Below are 18,137 nucleotides of genomic sequence, written 5' to 3' on the forward strand. Positions count from 1 at the left end.
TGCCCGTGTAGATACCCATGTTGCCGACGACGCCGTACCTAAATATTCTATTAAAAAATGGTTAAGCCTACCGGGTGAAACGCGCCCACTTATTTTATGTGAATACGCCCATGCAATGGGTAACAGCCTAGGTAGCTTTGACGATTACTGGCAAGCATTTAGAGAATACCCACGCCTGCAAGGTGGCTTTATTTGGGATTGGGTAGACCAAGGTTTATCTAAAACAGATAAAAACGGTAAGCATTACTGGGCTTACGGTGGCGACTTTGGTGATGAGCTAAACGACCGCCAATTTTGTATTAACGGCTTATTATTTCCAGACCGTACACCGCACCCAAGCCTGTTTGAAGCTAAATACAGCCAGCAACATTTACAATTTACACTGCGTGAGCAAACTCAAAACCAATACACCGTTGATGTATTTAGTGATTATGTATTTAGAGCAACCGATAACGAAAAACTGGTTTGGCAGTTAATAGAAAATGGCCAATGTGTAGAGCAAGGCGAGCAAGTTATTAATATTTCTCCGCAAAGCACGCAAACGCTAACGATTAATACAAAAACGGTGTTTAAAGCAGGTGCGCAATATCACCTTAATTTAGATGTTGCACTGATTAACGACTCAAGCTTTGCAAATGCCGAGCATGTATTAAACACCGAGCAATTTAAGCTTATAAATAGCCAAAGTTTGAGCGCTGATGCATTTTCGCCTGCGTTAACAAACGCCTCAACGCACGGCGCACTAAATATTAGCGAAACCAACACACAGCTAAGCATTGAAGGCGATACCTTTAAACTTGTGTTTAATAGCCAATCAGGCCTTATTGAGCAATGGCTGCACAATCAAACCCAAGTTATTAAAAGCCCATTGGTTGATAATTTTTACCGCGCCCCGCTTGATAACGACATAGGCGTAAGCGAAGTAGACAACCTAGACCCTAACGCATGGGAAGCACGCTGGTTGAGAGCAGGTATTGGGCAGTGGCAGCGTACATGTCGCTCGTTTGAAGTAGTGCAATCAACCGTAGATATACGTATTACCTGTGTATTTAGTTATGAATTTAATGGCGCAGTACAAGCAAAAACAACTTGGCTTTATACACTTAGTAATACCGGTGAAATTAGCTTAAATGTTGATATACAACTAAGCGATACTCTCCCGCCCATGCCACGCATAGGGGTAAGCACAACGCTTAATAAACCAAGCGATACACAAGTAAATTGGCTTGGTTTAGGCCCATTTGAAAACTACCCAGATCGTAAAGCGGCTGCGCGCTTAGGGTATTACAGCGCACAATATAATGAGCTACATACTCCGTATATATTCCCAACCGATAATGGCGTACGTAGTGATTGCAAATTACTAAGCATTAGTAATTTAACCGTAACTGGTGCGTTTTTGTTTGCCGCCAGTGAGTACTCACAAAACATGTTAACGCAAGCAAAGCACACTAATGAGCTAGTCGCTGATGATTGCTTACATGTACATATTGACCATCAACATATGGGGGTTGGCGGCGATGACTCGTGGAGCCCAAGTACCCATAAAGAGTATTTACTAGAGCAAAAGCAATACAACTACTCTTTAAAATTTAGTGCTAAATAAAACAGCGCTTAACCCATACAAAAATAGCGGCTAATTTAGCCGCTATTTTTTTAACACTGAATTGTTATTTACTACTACTGAGGCAGCGATTTATTCGCTAACTTTTTAGCAATTACGTTATCAACCGATAAGCTACCTGCACCTTGTATAGCCAGTGCAGCCGTGGCAACTAACAAAGTAAGTGCGAACTCATAGCCGTTGTTGGCTACAAATAAACCATGACTAATGTGCACGCTAAATATCGCAATCAGCATAGTAAACGCCGTAACTACAGCCGCTGGGCGCGTTAATAAACCAATGGCTAAAGCAATGCCGCCAAAAAATTCAGCGCTGCCTGCCATCATTGCAAGCCAGTAGCCAGGCTCAAGGCCAATGCTTGCCATCCACTGCCCTGTGCCTTCAAGGCCGTAGCCGCCAAACCAAGCAAATAATTTTTGTGCACCGTGCGCTGCTAAAATTAAACCAACGGGTACACGTAAAATAAGTGCTGCCATGCCTGCGTTAGAGCTTAATAATGAGTGTAAGTATTTCATAGTGTGATCCTGTTTTATTGTTAATAAGGCTAGTAACCAATGAGTACAGTTTACTATCATCATTTAAAACAATTAATACGAATATTATTGCCAAATTATCAACATGGTGTTTTTAATTACTTAACTAAGTTGCGCCTATTTTGTACTTAGCGGGCATAAACACCTCAGGAGCTAATTTAATAGCGCACTTTTAAGCGTTATTAAACAGTAAACTAATAGCTAAATAGTCCGGCTCTGCTAGTATAAAAAAGTAGTAAAAATTGGATCCGCTTATGAGCTATAAAGGTAATAGATTGACGTTTTTCCCACCTAAAAATAAGGGGGCGCTCTTTTTTGTTTTCATTACTTTGCTCGCGTTATTTATTACTTTTGATTCTCATGCTGCCGATACATGTAAAATAAAGCACTTAAACTCACCCACGCCTGCCTCTGTGCTAAAGGTAAATACTCCTTCTGAACTCACTGCTCAACGCGGTGTTAATCAATATCAAATAAGTTGCTCTGTTAAAAATGGTGGCGTACTAAGCTTTTTACGCCCGGGGCTAGATAGCTTTACTTGGCAGCAAAACAACACTGTAAAAGCGCCCTTAAAAGCAGGGCAAGTAGCCTACTTAATGGACTCGGGGGCTTTTACAGCCACAATAACATTAGAATCAAAGCTTAATTACACACCGCGGTTTAAATGGCAGCCAACTCATATTTATTTTAAAAAAGCACAGCAACATTCGCTGATTATGGGCTCATTTTATGGGTTGTGCATTACACTTATTTTTTATGTATTAATAATGGGACATAGACTTAACGAAAGTGTATTTAAGCTCTACAGCATTTACATTTTTTGTATTGGCAGCTTTATTTTACTCCAAGAAGGGCAACTGTATTTATTTGTAACGCAGCATGTATCTGGCGTTATTTTTAACTTATACCTACTTAGCATTGGCTTAACCGTACTAAGTGCCACGTGGTTTATGCTTGCGTTACTCGAGACTAATAAACGCTGGCCTAAATTAACTAAGCTGCTCAAAACATTGGCCTGTACTGTAATGCTATGCGCGGTACTTAAAATGCTCGTTACCGACCTGTTATTTTGGACAATAGCAGGGCATATAATGGCTTATTCTTCGCTGTTTATTGTGGCTGTTATTTTTACTTTAGCAGCCATGCAAGCCCTCAAAGGTGTGCGCGAGGCAACACTCGTATTTGTAGCGCTTAGCTTTGTATTAGTAAGTATGATTTTTAGGGTGCTGCTTATTAACCAAAGCCCGTTTATACAGCGTTATGGGTTTGTGTTAGCGTTTGCGGTTGAATCATTTTTATTAGCTGTTGCGGTTTCAAGGCGTATAAGCCGAATGCGAATTGCACAAAAGCGCGCCGAAACCGAAGCCGACTACGACCCCCTTTGTGGTATTTTAAACCGCAGGGGCTGGGCTAAAAAATCATCCGCGCTTATCAATATGCACGCCAAAAAAGGCGGCGTATTATGTTTGATGTATATAGATTTAGACGACTTTAAACAAATAAACGACAGCTACGGCCATGCTGTAGGCGATGACGCTTTATGCAACGTTGCCCGTTGCTTAAAAAGCAGTGTTCGCAGCAGCGATGCTGTAGGGCGCTTAGGCGGTGATGAATTTGTCGTACTTGCACATTTTTATACTAATGCGCAGGTAAATCCTAAAACTCATCATTTAAAAACCGCCTTAAATAGGCTCACAATAAATCACAACAACGACCCTATAGCCATTAAAGCGAGTATGGGTACTACCGTATTTAGTGAACCGCCCCACTCTATTGATGAAATTTTAAAAGCGGGCGACACCGCCATGTACCATGAAAAAATACAACGAAAGGTTAAACCGCTCACGTTAGTAGATGGCTAAATTTAAGTAATACTGCTTATTGCTATTAAACCGTAGCCGGCTTGGCAAATTGTTTACGGTTTACATAGTGGCTCATAATAATGGTAAATAAAGTTGAGCACACTGCAGCCGCTGCATATACCTGCCAAATCACAAATTCAAACTTAAGCGCGAGTGCAATCACAGCAAAAAACACACAGCCCCCTAACGAGCCAATAATGCCGCCGTTAAGCACCTTATACGCCGAGTATTTTTTATCACTTGCATGCGCAATACTGCCCATAACCGCCAAAATTACCGGAAAAGTAGAAAGTAACCCGCTCCACATTGACCCTATTTTTGCCGATATAAACGTAACTAACATAATAAAGCAGCTGACCAATAGCATTTTTAGCGGCAGCTCCCACGCAGCGGTAAAAGGTTTGGCATCGGGCGCAAATTTTAACTTACTCGATGCCAGCGCAAGCACCAATAAAGTACTAAGCGAGAGCACCGATGCAAAGGCAATATTAACCGGCAATAACAAGGTAAATGCACTAAAAGCGCACCATAGTGTTAATGCAGCAAACAGCGCTTTAACCACCCCATATTTTGCAAGCATGGCAGCATAACAAAAACAAAATAAGCCTATACCACTCATGCCATACAGCGACGCCACAGCCGAGTTACTCGCAAATAACTTACCTTGCTCAAGCGCAATAAAATACGAAATAGGGCCCGATGTAATAGGCAAGCCCGGAATAATACCGCTCACAAAACTGCCAAAGCGTTTTTGAGCAAGGTGAATAAATAATAAAAGTAATGGCGCAATGGTGAGTTTTAACAGCAACATAAATAACTATAAAGTATGAGAGTTGCGCGTTAGTCTACGTTTAAAATTCCGTACTGTAGAGTGAATAAATATCACTCATACGGTGTAATTATTTTCATCTATAGGTACAAAAAAGGCCACTACAAAAGTGGCCTATCCTTTAATAAATATTGCTTACGCTTTTTTAAATAAAACCTCAGGGTTTACCATGGTTTTCATTTCAAGCACGTTGCCGTTTGGATCTTCAATAAAAAAGGTTTCTTGTTCAAACTCATCACCAACAAAACGACGATACGGTTTATCTAGGTATTCAAGCCCCGCATCTTCTATACGTTTTTTTAAACCGTTAAATTCATCTTCTGATAAATGAATACCAAAATGCGGTACCGCCACTGCGCCCATATCTACATCGTGGCGAACAGTGGGTAAGCGCTCTTCGCTTTGGTGTAAGGTGAGCTCATTACCCCAAAAGTCTATGTCTACCCAGCGCCCTTCTTCGCTGTTCCCTGTTTTACAGCCAAGCACATCACAGTAAAACGTTTTCGCTACTTTTAAATCGCCAGCGGGTATAGCCAAGTGCAAACAGTTAGACATAAATTACCTTTAATCTTTTAAATTTGTATATTAATAACCTCTATTATACATAAAATATAATTTATGAAACATTAACAGCCACAAATAAGCATAGTTAATACCAAGCCAGCTTAAAAAGTAGCCTTAATAACATTTAACGCTAACATCCACATTTTATTTATTAGAGATAGTTAGAAAGCGTAAAAGGATTAGTTTAAAATGCGCTGCTATGATTAAATTCTTATTTTTAAAGTTTATAACCTTCTTTTTAGGCTTTGTAGCCTGCTTTGCCATGCACACAACTTTTGCATTGCCTTTAGTTATTTCGGCGGCGCTTACAGGGCTAATTGGCTCGTTTATTCCTTTTCCTGCTCGGTTTAAAAACCATCCCTATGCGGCTATTTACGCAGGTAGTTTTGCCGGCATGTGCTCTACACACTTAATTACAAGTTATTGGGAAATAGCCATAATTTCTGTTATTGGCGCCAGTCTATATGTGCTTACCATAAATATGTTTACCGGATTTGGCGGTAAGCTTGGCAGTGTTGCCTTTGCAAGCGTGGCTTTATTTATGTTGGCCAAAGGAATGGTTTTATGAATTTAGAATACCCATTTATAGCCTTATTAGGTGCGTTTTTAACGTTTTACTTAGCCAAACATAATCGTTTTGACGGCATACGTGCCTCAGCCTCGCTTTCTATTATTGCTTATTTACTATTAAGTGCTTTAAACCTAAACCCCGACTTATACTCAGTCGTGTTTTTTGGCGGCACGTTTATAGGCATGAGCGCCCCACACCGATTTGGTATTTATACCGTGGCCAACTCATCTATTTTATTTTCGTTTTTATTTGAATACCTAGTACCAAAGCTTGATGGTTATGGCGGTGCGTTAGGTGTGAGTGCGTTTTTATCTATTTGTATTTGCCACATGTTTATTTTACTCGGAGCGCCAAGAAGTAAAAAGCCAAGCTCTTAAAAGCAAGCTAAAACCAGTAAGTAACTTGTTTATTTTATTGCTTAAAGTAAACGCAACATGAAAAAATTCATAGCTAGTTATGTTCCTTTTTTCTACAACTCTGTTAGAATCCTCCGCGATCTTTATTTACCCTAAATAAAGACTAATCGTATATGGATTTATGAATATGAAAAAAATAATCGCAGTAGCAGCACTTTCTTTACTTCCTTTCTCTAACGCAATGGCTGACCAAGATATTGGTTGTGGCCTAGGCTCTATGTTATTTGCTGGTCAGCAAGGTAAAGGCGTTAAAATTTTAGGCGCTACAACTAATGGTACTTCTGGTAACCAAACTTTCGGTATCACATTTGGTACTTTAGGTTGTGACGGTACTGGTACAGTTACTTCTTCTGAAAAAATCGCATTATTCATCGATGGCAACATGGAGCAACTTGCTCGTGATATGTCTCAAGGTGAAGGCGAAACTTTAGCAACACTTGCTGAGGTTTGGGGCGTTTCAGAACAAGATAAAGCAGCATTCAACAAGCTTGCTCAAGCACAGTTTTCTTCAGTATTTACTTCTGAGAACGTAACTTCACAAACAGTGTTAGAAAACCTAAACGCTGTTGTAGCAAGCGATGCACAACTAGCTTCTTATACTCTTTCTTAATCAGCTAAATTAGCCGGTTTTATATGTATAAATAAAGCCGCTAGAGTATCCTCTAGCGGCTTTTTTATGATTTAGTGATTATGAAAAAAATATTATTTACTTTGCTAGCCATACTTTTTAGTACGCATTCACATGCTAAAAGTATTGAAAAAAGTACCTTAGCCACACACCCTTATTGGCTTAAACTGGGCCACTACCGCAATACCACATTAGGTAGCTTTAAAAGCGAAGTAGATAGCGCCGAATTTTTTTTATCGCCTACAGGTAAAACCAGCCCAGTAGATGAGCTAAATGCCACCATTAACGCATTTAATGCCAATAAAAGCAGTCAACAAAAATACAGCTGCCAATTTCCAGCTCGCTACACATGGCTAAAATCAAAAATTAAAAACAATTGGCCTGCTCTTGATTGCGCTGAGCTTAAAGCCTGGCAACAAGTCATTAATCCTAAAGGGGTTACGCTTGTATTCCCTACTGCATTTATGAACAGCCCTTCTTCTATGTTTGGGCACACTTTGCTGCGCATCGATGCTAAAGATCAAACCCGTAGTAAAGAGCTAATTGCCTTTGCTGTAAACTTTGCGGCAGAACCTGATGGCTCAGATAACGCTGCTATGTACGCATTAAAAGGCCTTATTGGTAGCTATCCGGGTAAGTTTTCGCTTATGCCGTATTATAAAAAAGTACGCGAATATAATGATTTAGAATCACGCGATATTTGGGAATACAAACTCAACTTAACCGAGCAACAAGTTGAGCTGGTGTTACTACATTTGTGGGAGCTACAACACGCCACTTTTGATTACTTTTTTATAGACGAAAATTGCTCCTATCAGTTACTCGCGTTACTGCAATTAGCAAATGAGGAGCTTAACTTAACCTCACAATTTAATATGCAGGCTATTCCTTCAGACACTGTTGCCGTGTTAAGGGATAACAATTTACTGCAAACGCCAAATTATCGTCCCGCCTTTGGCACTAAGTTATTCCACTATTCAACACAATTAAGTGATCAACAACTAAGTGATGCCAGAGCTCTTATGCAAGGCAAGCCATTAAATACACGTAATTACTCGCAGCAAGAACTTGTGGCCATATTAGAAATGGCGTACGAATGGTTAAATTTTGAATTTTACGACAAAGCACTTAACCGTGAGGAAATAGCCCCTCGTCTTACTAAGTTACTTTTAATGCGCAGTAAGTATGCGGTTCCTTCACCTTTGTCTAAGCCGGCAAAGCCTAAAGCGTCACCAGAGCAAGGCCATGGCTCTTCAAGGCTAACGGCTAAAAGAGTGCAAAATAATAACCAGCAAAACACCACCAATGTAGCTTATCGCCTTGCTTATCATGATTTACTAGACAGACCCGCAGGCTTTATACCCGGTGCACAAATTAGTTTTTTTGACTTATCAGCCAACCTATCAGATAGCGGAAATAGCCATATTGAGCACTTTTACTTACTTGATGCTATGTCGCTTGCCCCCGATAACCGTGTATTTGATAGCTGGTCGTGGAATATAAAAATGGGCTTTGATAGGCAACCAAGCCCAAACAAACGCTCTGGCCGTTTTTTTACCAAGGGTGGATACGGTAAATCTTATGGCAATCCAAACAGTGTGCATGGCTACATTTTGGGACAGTTTGAGCTAAATACTGGAGATATTACTAACCAGCTCAGTGTTGGACTAGGCAGTGAAGCGGGCGTTATTTGGCAAGTAAATAACAACCACAAGCTAGCCCTTACAGGTAATATGTTTTGGCTAAGCGATAATAATGCTAATAACCACAGCGAAGCTGCCCTAACCTGGAGCTACGCGCTGTCGCGTAACATAGCGCTTCGCAGCCAAATAAAGCACGAAAAATGGCACAGCTATAATACTGCGACTAGTTTTGCAGTGCAGTTTTACTTTTAAGTCTGTTATTTAACTTTAACGCTACTGGTTGGGTAGCCAAATAGTACTTTGCATTTAGCTTTTAACCCTTTCGCCGTATAGGTACTTTTTAATAAATGAGCCCACTGATGAAACGTTATTATTAGTGGGTTATTACTATTTAGCTGCCCTACTATGCCGTATTTACAGGGCTGATTTTTGTCTTCTTCTACAAAGGTGCCAAATAATTTATCCCAAATAATAAGCACACCGGCAAAGTTTTTATCAAGGTAGCGTTTATTAATTGCATGATGAACCCTGTGGTGCGATGGCGTATTAAATACGCTTTCAAACCAGCCTAATTTAGCCACTATTTGCGTGTGCACAAAAAATTGATACGCCAAATTAAGTGCCACTACGCTAAATACGGTTAAAGGGTCAAACCCTAGTAGTATCATAGGTAGCCAAAATACCCACATGCCGGCTACTGGGTACATTATGCTTTGCCTAAACGCAGTGGTAAAATTCATTTTAGTGGAGCTGTGGTGCACCACATGCGCAGCCCACAACCAATGAATATGATGCGACGCACGATGAAACCAATAATACAAAAAATCTTGCAGTAAAAATGCAAAAGCAACGCTTAATACACTTAGCTTTATATCAAATAAGCGGTACTCGTAAAGCATGTGAAAAAATGGCATAAGTAGCAGCAGTGCCATTGCATCTGCGCCTTGGTGCAACAAGGCTAAAACGGTGTTTGCTAGGCTGTCTTTTATATTGTAATAGCGCTTAAATTTTACAAATTCAAAGCATACAAACACTAAAAAAACAGGGCTTAGGGCAAGTAAAATAATTTCTGAGCTCATACTTTGCCCGCCATAAAGTAATGCTGCAGTTTATTTAATGCCTGGGTTATATCTTTACTAATTAGGTGTTTTAGCAAAGCATTTGGCAGCCACCACGGCGCTTTGCAGCGTATACAATAATTAAGCTCAGTAGTGATACTTTTAGCCCCTGTATTAGCAACTAAATAAATATCACCTTGATGGTGTGCCACAGGCTTATTGCCTACTATTTGGTAGCAAATGTGGCTGGGGTTAGCCATTATTATACGCTCATTAAACGTGGCATTTGCAATTTTCACTTGCCTAATAGCGCCTTTACCGCCTTTTAGCTCACCGCTATTTGCTGTTTTTATTAGCTCAAACTTGGCATTAAAAAAGCGATCTAACTGTTGATGATCCAACAAGGTGGTTATTATTTGCAAAGGATCTGCATTAAGCGTTTGCTTTATTGATATAAAGATCATTGTTTACAGCGAAGATAATTACTCATGTAACTAGCATATAAAAATTGAACATGGCAAGCTTGCTCATACACGACCATTTTTTAGCTTTAGACGACAAATGCATACACTGGCTGATCATTACTTTTCGAGCATTTTAGATTACTTGCAAACCCAAGGGATTGATTCTAATACGGCTCTTAAGGCAATCGGGTTTACTGAATTTAGTCGCCAGCATAGTCAGCAATTAGCACCCCGCATTAGTTTACAAAGTTACAATGCGCTGCTTGTGTATGGCCAAAAAGCGCTAAACGATGCGCTGTTTGGTTTTACTTTAGGTATGCACATTCGTCCCGCAGATTACGGTATATTGGGCTATTTAATAGAATCGAGCGATACCCTAAGTAGCGCTATAAAGGCACTGTTAAATTACGACAGCTTAGTGGCAGATATTGGTAAAGCGCAGTTTTTGCAAACGGCAGACACCGCTACGGTGCGCTGGCATGCTCATCCTCATTGTAATGAACAAGTAGTATTACGAAACATGACTGCGTGGGTAAGCGTTATTCGCCAGTTAATAAACGCATCACTTTGCCCAAGCAGTATCAGCTTTATACATAATTGGCCTAAAAGGCACACACAACAGTTAGAGGCCTGGTTTAAATGCCCCGTTATAAGCGGCGCAGCGCATAACCAAATAAATTTTCCGAGCAGTTATTTAAACCTTGCCTTTAAAACCGATAACGCCATTGTAAATGCTACATTTAAGCAGCTTTCACAACAGCAGCTATCGCATTTTAAAAGCCAGCAGTGCCTAACAGAAAAAGTTAAACAGCTACTTATTGCAAAAACAACATTACAAAATTGCCAGCTTATTACAGTTGCAAGCGCACTAAACGTAACACCGCGCACGCTACAGCGACATTTAAAAAAACAACATGTAACCTTTGCGCAATTGCTCGAACAAGAAAGAAAAAACCGCTCCCACACGTTAATTGGCACGCTCCCACTTAGCGAACTAGCTAACCTGTTAGGCTTTAAAGATCAGAGCTCGTTTAATCGTGCTTTTTTACGATGGCACCATTGCACACCCACACAATTTTTAAAACGTAAATGAACCACAGTGTTATTCACATTAAATAAACATTTATGGTATACCTTTTAATCAACACTCTTTAAACTAGAGCGCATAATAATTAAAAATATGGGTTATATTTGTGCGTGTAGTATTAAGTATTTGTGTGTTTATGCTTTATAGCGCCATGTGCAACGCACAGACCATTACCTTTGTAGCAGAAGATCTCCCGCCTTATCATTTTATAAATGAAAATAACGAACCCGACGGCGCATTAGTTGATTTAGCCAAAGCCACCATTAAACATACAAAGCTATCCGCCAAGTTTGAAATAATTCCTATGGCGCGTATTTTTACAATGCTTAAAAACAACCCAAATGCAATTGCGTTGTCTCTTTTAAAAACCCCCATTAGAGCAAGGCAATACACCTGGCTAGGTGAGTCATACTTTGCCGATGCTTATTTAGTTAGCTTAAAAAACCGTACTGATGAAGTTACCCACCTTAATCACGCAAAATTTTACCAAGTGGCCACAATACGTGGCTATTCAAGTGCCACCTATTTAAAAAACGCCGGTTTTACCGAAGACAAAAACCTAGTTCTTGTAAGCTACTATCAGCAACTGTGGCAAATGCTTTATAAAAAACGCATCGACTTTGTACTAACCAACACACTTACGTTAAATAACGAGCTAAAGCACTCAGGCCTAAATCCCAATTTAATAACTAAGCGAATTCATTTAACCGACTACCCTTCAAAATTATATTTTAGTGCCAACAAAACCCTAGATAAACACACCGCAAGCGCTATTAGCCATGCACTTAACACGCTAAAAGAAAACGGCGAATATCAGGCTATTTTAACCAAGTGGCAACTACCGCTTCCGGCTACTGCCAACAAGTTGTAATAAACAGGGTCTATAATTTTAGCAACGCAAACACTGCTAGTTGGCTATGCGAACAATTAAAACACCTCAGGGTATAAAACTCAGTTACCAAGACGAAGGCGATAAAAAAGCCCCTGTAATCATACTTATTATGGGTTTAGGCGCACAAATGACCGTGTGGCCCGACTCGCTTTACTACACCTTAGTAAAAAAAGGCTTTAGGGTTATACGCTTTGATAACCGCGACACTGGCCTTTCTACTCATTTAGAGCATCACCCTAGCCCGAGTTTATTTAAATCGTGGTTAAGTAAACGCCTGCCCATACGCACGCAAACCCCCTATTTACTTGATGATATGGCAAACGATGTATTGGCGCTTATGGCGGCGCTTAAAATAAAAAAAGCGCATTTTGTAGGTGCTTCTATGGGCGGTATGATTGCTCAGCTAATTGCAGCTCAACATAAAAAAAAGGTGCTAAGTTTAACCACTATTATGTCAAGCTCTAGCCTGCCAAGGCTGAATGCCAAAAGCATTGGCGTATTTATAAAGCTTGCCAAATTAAAGCCCAAAACATCCAGCCGTGATGAGGCGATAAACTACAACATTAAACTTAACCAACTTATTGGCAGCCCCGCTTACCCTCAATCAGAAAACGCACTTCGCCATCATGCAACGCAAATTGTAGAGCGCTCGCATAATCCAAGTGGCTACAAACGCCAGCTTATTGCTATGGCCGCGAGTAAAGACAGGCAACATTTAATTCGTAAAATTAAAACGCCTACTTTAGTAATTCATGGCAGCGACGATGTGGTAATACCCGTAAGTGCAGGCAAAAAAACGGCAAGCCTTATAAAAAAAGCCAAACTAAGAGTAGTCCCTGGGATGGGCCATAACTTTGCGCCAGAACTTATGCCTCTTATGACAAAGTGGATAGTTAAGCATGTAAAAAAAGCGCAGCGCAAACACCTAAATAAAAAACGTAAAAAACAACAGCAACAAAAAACCACTTTGGTATAACCAAAAAGGCACTATAAAAACTACGAAAACAAAAAATTGGTAATGTTGATATTTTAAATTGGTATGTTAGATTAAAGTTGAGCGAAGTTAATATCGCTCATTTTTAATATCATCACACAGAGACAACAATGAAAAATCTAACATCTACCTTTAAACTCACAGCACTGGCTGCTGTTACCCCTTTGCTATTTATGGGCTGTGCCAGCACAAGTACACCTGTTGATAGTAATGTCGCAGTACCTGCGTCAAAATTTGATTTATCGCAATGGAAAATAAACGTACCTGTAGATCTCAATAACGATGGAAAAATAGATACCATAGACGTAGAAGAGATCCAAACCTACGCGCACCCTGATTTTTTCTACCTTGATGATCAAGGTTATATGGTATTTACCTCGCCAAACAAAGCGCTTACCAGCGCCAATTCAGCCAATACCCGCAGTGAACTAAGACAAATGATCCGCGGCACCAATACCAAAATAAAAACTAAAAATTCAAAGAATAACTTTGCCCTAGCAGTACACCCGCTATCGGAGCGTTTTGGCTCGGTAGGCGGAAAAATGGAAGCCACCCTAAAGGTGGATCACGTTGCACTTCGCGCTAACGATCCTAATAAAAAAGCCGCGTATTCTGTGGTGGTAGGGCAAATTCACGCAGGTAAAGATCAGGCCTTAATAGATACAAAACTGGGTTTTGGCTGGGGTAACGAACCGCTTAAAATTTATTATAAAAAATGGCCTGGCCATAAAACCGGATCTGTTTTTTGGAATTACGAACGTAACTTACCAAAAAAAGATCCTAACCGAACCGACATTACATACCCTGTGTGGGGTAATACCTGGGAAAACTCGGACGATCCCGGTGTGGCGGGCATAGCGCTTGGCGAAGACTTTAGTTACACAGTAAACGTGCACAAAAACATGATGTACTTAACCTTTAGCGCCCAAGGCAAAAAAGACGTTAACTACGCAATTAACTTAGGCAATAACGTCGATGCCTATGGCAAGGTAGATGATAAAGATCACCCTAATGGCTATGCTGCCGATTGGCATTATTTTAAAGCGGGTGCTTATAACCAATGTAGCACCAAAAGCGCTAAAGGCATTTGGTACCCAGGTTGTTTAGGCACGGGCGATTGGGCCACCGACAAACAAAATGGTGATTACGCCCAAGTGAGCTTTAAAAAATTAGTATTAAGCCCATCAACTAAGCCGTAAGCGTTGTTGTAGTTAAGTAGTTTTTAAGTGATGTAAACAGTGGCGATGGTAAATTATTAATGTCGCACCAGCGCCACTGCATACATTTATTTGGCTCGTTTAGCACAGGCTCGCCGCCCTCGTAATCGGCTTTTACGTATAAAGTAATGTAGTGTTTATTCTCAGCACTAAAAATATCGTTAGTAAAATCAAGCTTAGTAATTTTACTCACATTTAGCCCTGTTTCCTCAAATACCTCGCGTATTGCGCACTGCTCAACACTTTCACCAAATTCTAAATGTCCACCAGGCGTTGCCCATGTATTTGCACCATGCGACCATATTCGCTCACCTAATAAAATAGTGTTTTGGCGCATTATAATAACCGCAACCCCTACTCTTACTACGTTACTCATATTGTATTTTCTCTTATTTTAATTGCTCGCCATGCTGAGCCACACGCTTTGTATTGTCAATTTTGTATTTTAAAACCCAAAGTGTTGTTTAACTTTTAGCCGACCATAGTCGAATACCTATCGGTTAAAAAAAAGCCTACCTTTTGTAAGGCCTCTCACACACATTTAGTATTAGGAGCCCACTATGTTAGGCCCATATAAACAACAATACGAAAGCTTTAAACAAAACCCAGCACAATTTTGGCTTGAACAAGCAAAGCGCCTACCTTGGTATAAAAATCCTGAACACGCCTACACACAAGACACTGACGGCCTTTACCATTGGTTTGATGATGGCCAACTAAACACCAGTTTTTTAGCGCTCGACCAACACGTTATTGCCGGTTTTGGCGAGCAAACCGCGCTTATTTACGACTCCCCCGTAACCAACACGCAGCAGAAGTATAGCTACTACCAGTTACAGCAAGAGGTAGCTAAATTTGCCGGTGTAATGCAATCGTTAGGCGTTAGTAAAGGCGACCGCGTTGTTATTTATATGCCCATGATCCCCCAAGCTGTAATAGGCATGCTGGCCTGCGCCCGATTAGGCGCTATACACTCTGTGGTATTTGGTGGTTTTGCAGCGCATGAACTCGCCGTACGTATAGACGATGCTAAACCTAAACTCATACTGAGCGCTTCGTGCGGTGTAGAGGTAGATAGCGTAATAGAATATAAACCGCTGATTGATCACGCCATAGATCTTGCCAATCATAAAATAGATCACTGCGTTATTTACCAGCGCGAACAAGTAGCTGCCACGCTTATCCCCTCAAGAGATATTAACTGGGATGAGGCAATGCAAACAGCCACTGCAGTAGAGCCAGTACCTGTAAGTGGGCGTGATCCTCTTTATATTTTATATACCTCAGGCACTACAGGCACGCCTAAAGGCGTAGTGCGTGAAAACGGCGGCCATGGTGTTGCTATGCACTACAGCATGGAAACCGTTTACGGCATGCAGCCCGGCGACGTATTTTGGGCTGCCTCAGATATAGGCTGGGTCGTTGGGCACTCCTACATAGTGTATGCCCCGCTAATTTATCGCTGCACAACAGTATTATTTGAAGGCAAACCAGTTCGCACTCCTGATGCCAGTGCATTTTGGCGAGTAGTAGAGCAATACCAAGTAAATGCATTATTTACAGCGCCCACTGCGTTTAGAGCCATCAAAAAAGAAGACCCAAATGCAGAGGGCTTTAAGCAGTACAACACCAGTAGTTTAAAACGACTATTTTTAGCTGGCGAGCGGCTCGACCCGCCAACGTACAACTGGCTAAAAGAAAAAACCAACCTGCCAATACTCGATCACTGGTGGCAAACAGAAACCGGCTGGGCCATTGCCTGTAACCCCGTAGGCATAGAAGAATTAGTAACAAAACCAGGTAGCTCTACCGTGCCAACCCCTGGGTTTGATGTGCAAATATTGAATATGCAAGGCGAGCAATGCGCACCAAACGAGCAAGGCGTGGTGGCTATAAAATTGCCGCTGCCGCCAGGTTGCTTACCCACCATTTGGCAAAACACAGCGCGCTTTAAAACCGGTTATTTAACTCAGTACCCGGGGTATTATCTTTCCGGCGATGGTGGTTACATAGATGATGATGGTTACCTATTTATAATGGGCCGCACAGACGATGTTATAAACGTAGCAGGCCATAGGCTTTCAACTGGCGAAATGGAAGAGATAGTCGCATCCCACCCAGCCGTTGCAGAGTGCGCGGTGTTTGGGGTTACCGATACACTAAAAGGCCAATTACCGATGGCCATGATCGTACTTAAAAACGACTTTACCGGCTCCCCTACCGATGTAGAGCAAGAGCTTGTGCAAACAGTACGCAACCAAATAGGCGCTATAGCGTGCCTTAAAACGATAGTAAGCGTAGAGCGATTACCAAAAACTCGCTCAGGTAAAATACTACGCAAAAATTTACGCCAATTGGTCGATGGCGACGAACTACAAATTCCTTCAACCATAGATGATGCTGGTATTTTTGAAGAAATAAACCAGCAGCTCACCCTGCGTTAAATCCAACCTAACAAAGCCATTTTATATTTAAAATAAAATGGCTTTTACTTTGACTGAAATTTTATACTCATTAGCACTTTCTTACTTAATGCTAGGGTCTGTTGATCTTTTAAGGTTAAATTTGCAGCTGTCTGTTTGGTATTTAGGTAAGGCAGAGCCTATATAGTGTGGTTGTTCCCCACAAATAGGCGATAACGTAGCATTAATGCCAAACAGGCGCTGCCCAAAGGGTTCTTCCTAGGGGCTATTTACTCTTTGTTGCCTACATGGATGTAGGTAAAGGGCGTGAGCAGGACGCGGAAGCTTTGCTCGGCTTTTACTTAGCCCACTAGGTTACAAACCTCGCGCCGCGATTAAATAGCCCCTAGTTAGAACAAATTTTAATCCGCAAAGGTCAACAGACCCTTAGAACATTAAACAGGATTGTGCATGCTTCGCTTAATACAAACACTACTTGCCACCAGCCTACTATTTACAGGTTTTATGGCGCAAAGTTACGAAATTGAAGATTTAGGCGATGGCCTCCACCGCTTTATTGACGACAGACACCGCTCGGTATTTTTAATCACTCCACAAGGTGCAATAGTTACCGACCCACTTAATAAAAAAGCTGCCACGTGGTTAAAGGAGCAAATTAAAACTCGCTATAACGTACCCGTTAAATACGTTGTATACAGCCATAATCACAGCGACCATATTTACGGCGCAGAGGTATTTAAAAGCCCGCACACAACCTTTGTTGCGCACAAACTTACCGCGCAAGATATTAAAAACACGAAAATAAAAACGGTTATGCCTAACCTTACTTTTGATGACGAACTAATACTTAGCCTTGGCGGCTCAACCTTAAAACTTAACTACCACGGCCCTAACGATGGCCGAGGCTCAGTAAGTATGCTGTTCGAAAAGCAAAAAACATTATTTGTAGTCGATTGGATAGTCATTGGCAGAATGCCATGGCAAAAACTATGGAGCTACGATATTCAAGGTATGATTAATTCAACCCAAGCGGTTTTAAATTACGACTTTAATACCTTTGTGGGCGGCCATGCCGATATGGGTAATAAAGCTGATGTTGCACGTTTTTTAAGTTATATAGAGCAACTGTACAGCCAAGTAACCGCAGGCGCACTTGCAGGGCAAAGCCTAGAGCAAATAAAACAAAACGTTAAGCTCGATGAATTTTCAGATTTAAAGCAATACAAAGCATGGTTGCCACTTAATATTGAAGGCGTATACGAGCGCCTTATGGAAGAGTCGGGCATGGGCTGGCGCAGCGATTTATAAATTGTATGTGTATGCATTTGTTGC

At 41.0% G+C, this 18,137-nt stretch carries 18 protein-coding genes; 12 read left to right on the forward strand and 6 right to left on the reverse strand.

The window, feature by feature from the left end; genetic code table 11:
- Window positions 1–1,606: glycoside hydrolase family 2 TIM barrel-domain containing protein (locus OIZ54_RS12135; RefSeq protein WP_264390478.1), on the forward strand; the 1,606-nt coding region annotated here is incomplete at its 5' end.
- Between the two features lie 74 nt (window positions 1,607–1,680).
- Here OIZ54_RS12135 and OIZ54_RS12140 read toward each other — a convergent pair.
- Window positions 1,681–2,139 carry a DoxX family protein gene (locus OIZ54_RS12140; RefSeq protein WP_004586061.1) on the reverse strand — a complete coding sequence of 153 codons (459 nt, stop codon included), beginning with the start codon at window positions 2,137–2,139 and terminating at the stop codon, window positions 1,681–1,683.
- Window positions 2,140–2,411: 272 nt separating this feature from the next.
- Between OIZ54_RS12140 and OIZ54_RS12145 the strand changes: the two genes are divergently transcribed.
- Complete coding sequence (locus OIZ54_RS12145) at window positions 2,412–4,019, forward strand: diguanylate cyclase (protein ID WP_264390479.1); 1,608 nt, start codon at window positions 2,412–2,414, stop codon at window positions 4,017–4,019.
- 25 nt (window positions 4,020–4,044) lie between these two features.
- Here the strand turns inward: OIZ54_RS12145 and OIZ54_RS12150 are convergent, their stop codons facing one another.
- Both OIZ54_RS12150 and OIZ54_RS12155 read right to left on the reverse strand, forming a co-directional pair.
- The gene (locus OIZ54_RS12150) at window positions 4,045–4,830 is read right to left on the reverse strand and encodes a hypothetical protein (RefSeq protein ID WP_264390480.1); all 786 of its coding nucleotides are present in this window, start codon (window positions 4,828–4,830) and stop codon (window positions 4,045–4,047) included.
- A 153-nt stretch (window positions 4,831–4,983) separates the two neighbouring features.
- Window positions 4,984–5,403: a VOC family protein gene (locus OIZ54_RS12155; RefSeq protein WP_024033213.1), complete on the reverse strand. Its 420-nt coding sequence runs from the start codon at window positions 5,401–5,403 to the stop codon at window positions 4,984–4,986.
- Between the two features lie 271 nt (window positions 5,404–5,674).
- On the opposite strand from OIZ54_RS12155, the gene OIZ54_RS12160 reads away from it, so the two are divergent.
- The 4 genes from OIZ54_RS12160 to OIZ54_RS12175 all read left to right on the forward strand — a co-directional run bounded on the left by OIZ54_RS12160 (window position 5,675) and on the right by OIZ54_RS12175 (window position 8,922).
- Window positions 5,675–5,980 (forward strand): hypothetical protein, encoded by a 306-nt coding sequence (locus OIZ54_RS12160; RefSeq protein ID WP_036963831.1) that lies wholly within the window; start codon window positions 5,675–5,677, stop codon window positions 5,978–5,980.
- On the forward strand, window positions 5,977–6,360 hold the full coding sequence (locus OIZ54_RS12165) for a hypothetical protein (protein WP_264390481.1): 384 nt from the start codon (window positions 5,977–5,979) through the stop codon (window positions 6,358–6,360). Before OIZ54_RS12160 ends, OIZ54_RS12165 begins: the two co-directional genes overlap by 4 nt.
- Window positions 6,361–6,526: 166 nt before the next feature.
- Complete coding sequence (locus OIZ54_RS12170; RefSeq protein ID WP_024033216.1) at window positions 6,527–7,009, forward strand: DUF3015 domain-containing protein; 483 nt, start codon at window positions 6,527–6,529, stop codon at window positions 7,007–7,009.
- 80 nt (window positions 7,010–7,089) lie between these two features.
- Window positions 7,090–8,922, forward strand: a complete 1,833-nt coding sequence (locus tag OIZ54_RS12175; protein ID WP_264390482.1) for a DUF4105 domain-containing protein — start codon at window positions 7,090–7,092, stop codon at window positions 8,920–8,922.
- A 5-nt stretch (window positions 8,923–8,927) separates the two neighbouring features.
- Here the strand turns inward: OIZ54_RS12175 and OIZ54_RS12180 are convergent, their stop codons facing one another.
- The gene (locus OIZ54_RS12180; protein WP_264390483.1) at window positions 8,928–9,749 is read right to left on the reverse strand and encodes a sterol desaturase family protein; all 822 of its coding nucleotides are present in this window, start codon (window positions 9,747–9,749) and stop codon (window positions 8,928–8,930) included.
- Window positions 9,746–10,192 carry an SRPBCC family protein gene (locus OIZ54_RS12185; protein WP_264390484.1) on the reverse strand — a complete coding sequence of 149 codons (447 nt, stop codon included), beginning with the start codon at window positions 10,190–10,192 and terminating at the stop codon, window positions 9,746–9,748. The genes OIZ54_RS12180 and OIZ54_RS12185 overlap by 4 nt, the downstream gene beginning before the upstream one ends.
- Window positions 10,193–10,289: 97 nt before the next feature.
- Between OIZ54_RS12185 and OIZ54_RS12190 the strand changes: the two genes are divergently transcribed.
- From OIZ54_RS12190 to OIZ54_RS12205, 4 genes are all read left to right on the forward strand, one after another.
- Window positions 10,290–11,285 carry an AraC family transcriptional regulator gene (locus OIZ54_RS12190; protein WP_264390485.1) on the forward strand — a complete coding sequence of 332 codons (996 nt, stop codon included), beginning with the start codon at window positions 10,290–10,292 and terminating at the stop codon, window positions 11,283–11,285.
- Between the two features lie 94 nt (window positions 11,286–11,379).
- On the forward strand, window positions 11,380–12,150 hold the full coding sequence (locus OIZ54_RS12195) for a substrate-binding periplasmic protein (protein WP_055252902.1): 771 nt from the start codon (window positions 11,380–11,382) through the stop codon (window positions 12,148–12,150).
- A 46-nt stretch (window positions 12,151–12,196) separates the two neighbouring features.
- A complete protein-coding gene (locus tag OIZ54_RS12200; RefSeq protein ID WP_264390486.1) occupies window positions 12,197–13,147 on the forward strand; it encodes an alpha/beta fold hydrolase in 951 nt (316 codons plus the stop codon).
- A gap of 128 nt (window positions 13,148–13,275) precedes the next feature.
- Window positions 13,276–14,364, forward strand: a complete 1,089-nt coding sequence (locus OIZ54_RS12205; RefSeq protein ID WP_264390487.1) for a polysaccharide lyase family 7 protein — start codon at window positions 13,276–13,278, stop codon at window positions 14,362–14,364.
- Here the strand turns inward: OIZ54_RS12205 and OIZ54_RS12210 are convergent.
- Window positions 14,354–14,758 (reverse strand): nucleotide triphosphate diphosphatase NUDT15, encoded by a 405-nt coding sequence (locus OIZ54_RS12210; protein ID WP_264390488.1) that lies wholly within the window; start codon window positions 14,756–14,758, stop codon window positions 14,354–14,356. The genes OIZ54_RS12205 and OIZ54_RS12210 overlap by 11 nt on opposite strands.
- Before the next feature lie 184 nt (window positions 14,759–14,942).
- Here OIZ54_RS12210 and OIZ54_RS12215 point away from each other — a divergent pair, with 184 nt between their 5' ends.
- Both OIZ54_RS12215 and OIZ54_RS12220 read left to right on the forward strand, forming a co-directional pair.
- Window positions 14,943–16,826, forward strand: a complete 1,884-nt coding sequence (locus OIZ54_RS12215) for an AMP-binding protein (protein ID WP_264390489.1) — start codon at window positions 14,943–14,945, stop codon at window positions 16,824–16,826.
- Window positions 16,827–17,255: 429 nt separating this feature from the next.
- Window positions 17,256–18,113 (forward strand): MBL fold metallo-hydrolase, encoded by an 858-nt coding sequence (locus OIZ54_RS12220; protein ID WP_264390490.1) that lies wholly within the window; start codon window positions 17,256–17,258, stop codon window positions 18,111–18,113.
- Window positions 18,114–18,137 lie beyond the last annotated feature (24 nt).

The organism is Pseudoalteromonas sp. A3 (assembly GCF_025942345.1).
GTDB classification, from domain to species: domain Bacteria; phylum Pseudomonadota; class Gammaproteobacteria; order Enterobacterales; family Alteromonadaceae; genus Pseudoalteromonas; species Pseudoalteromonas atlantica.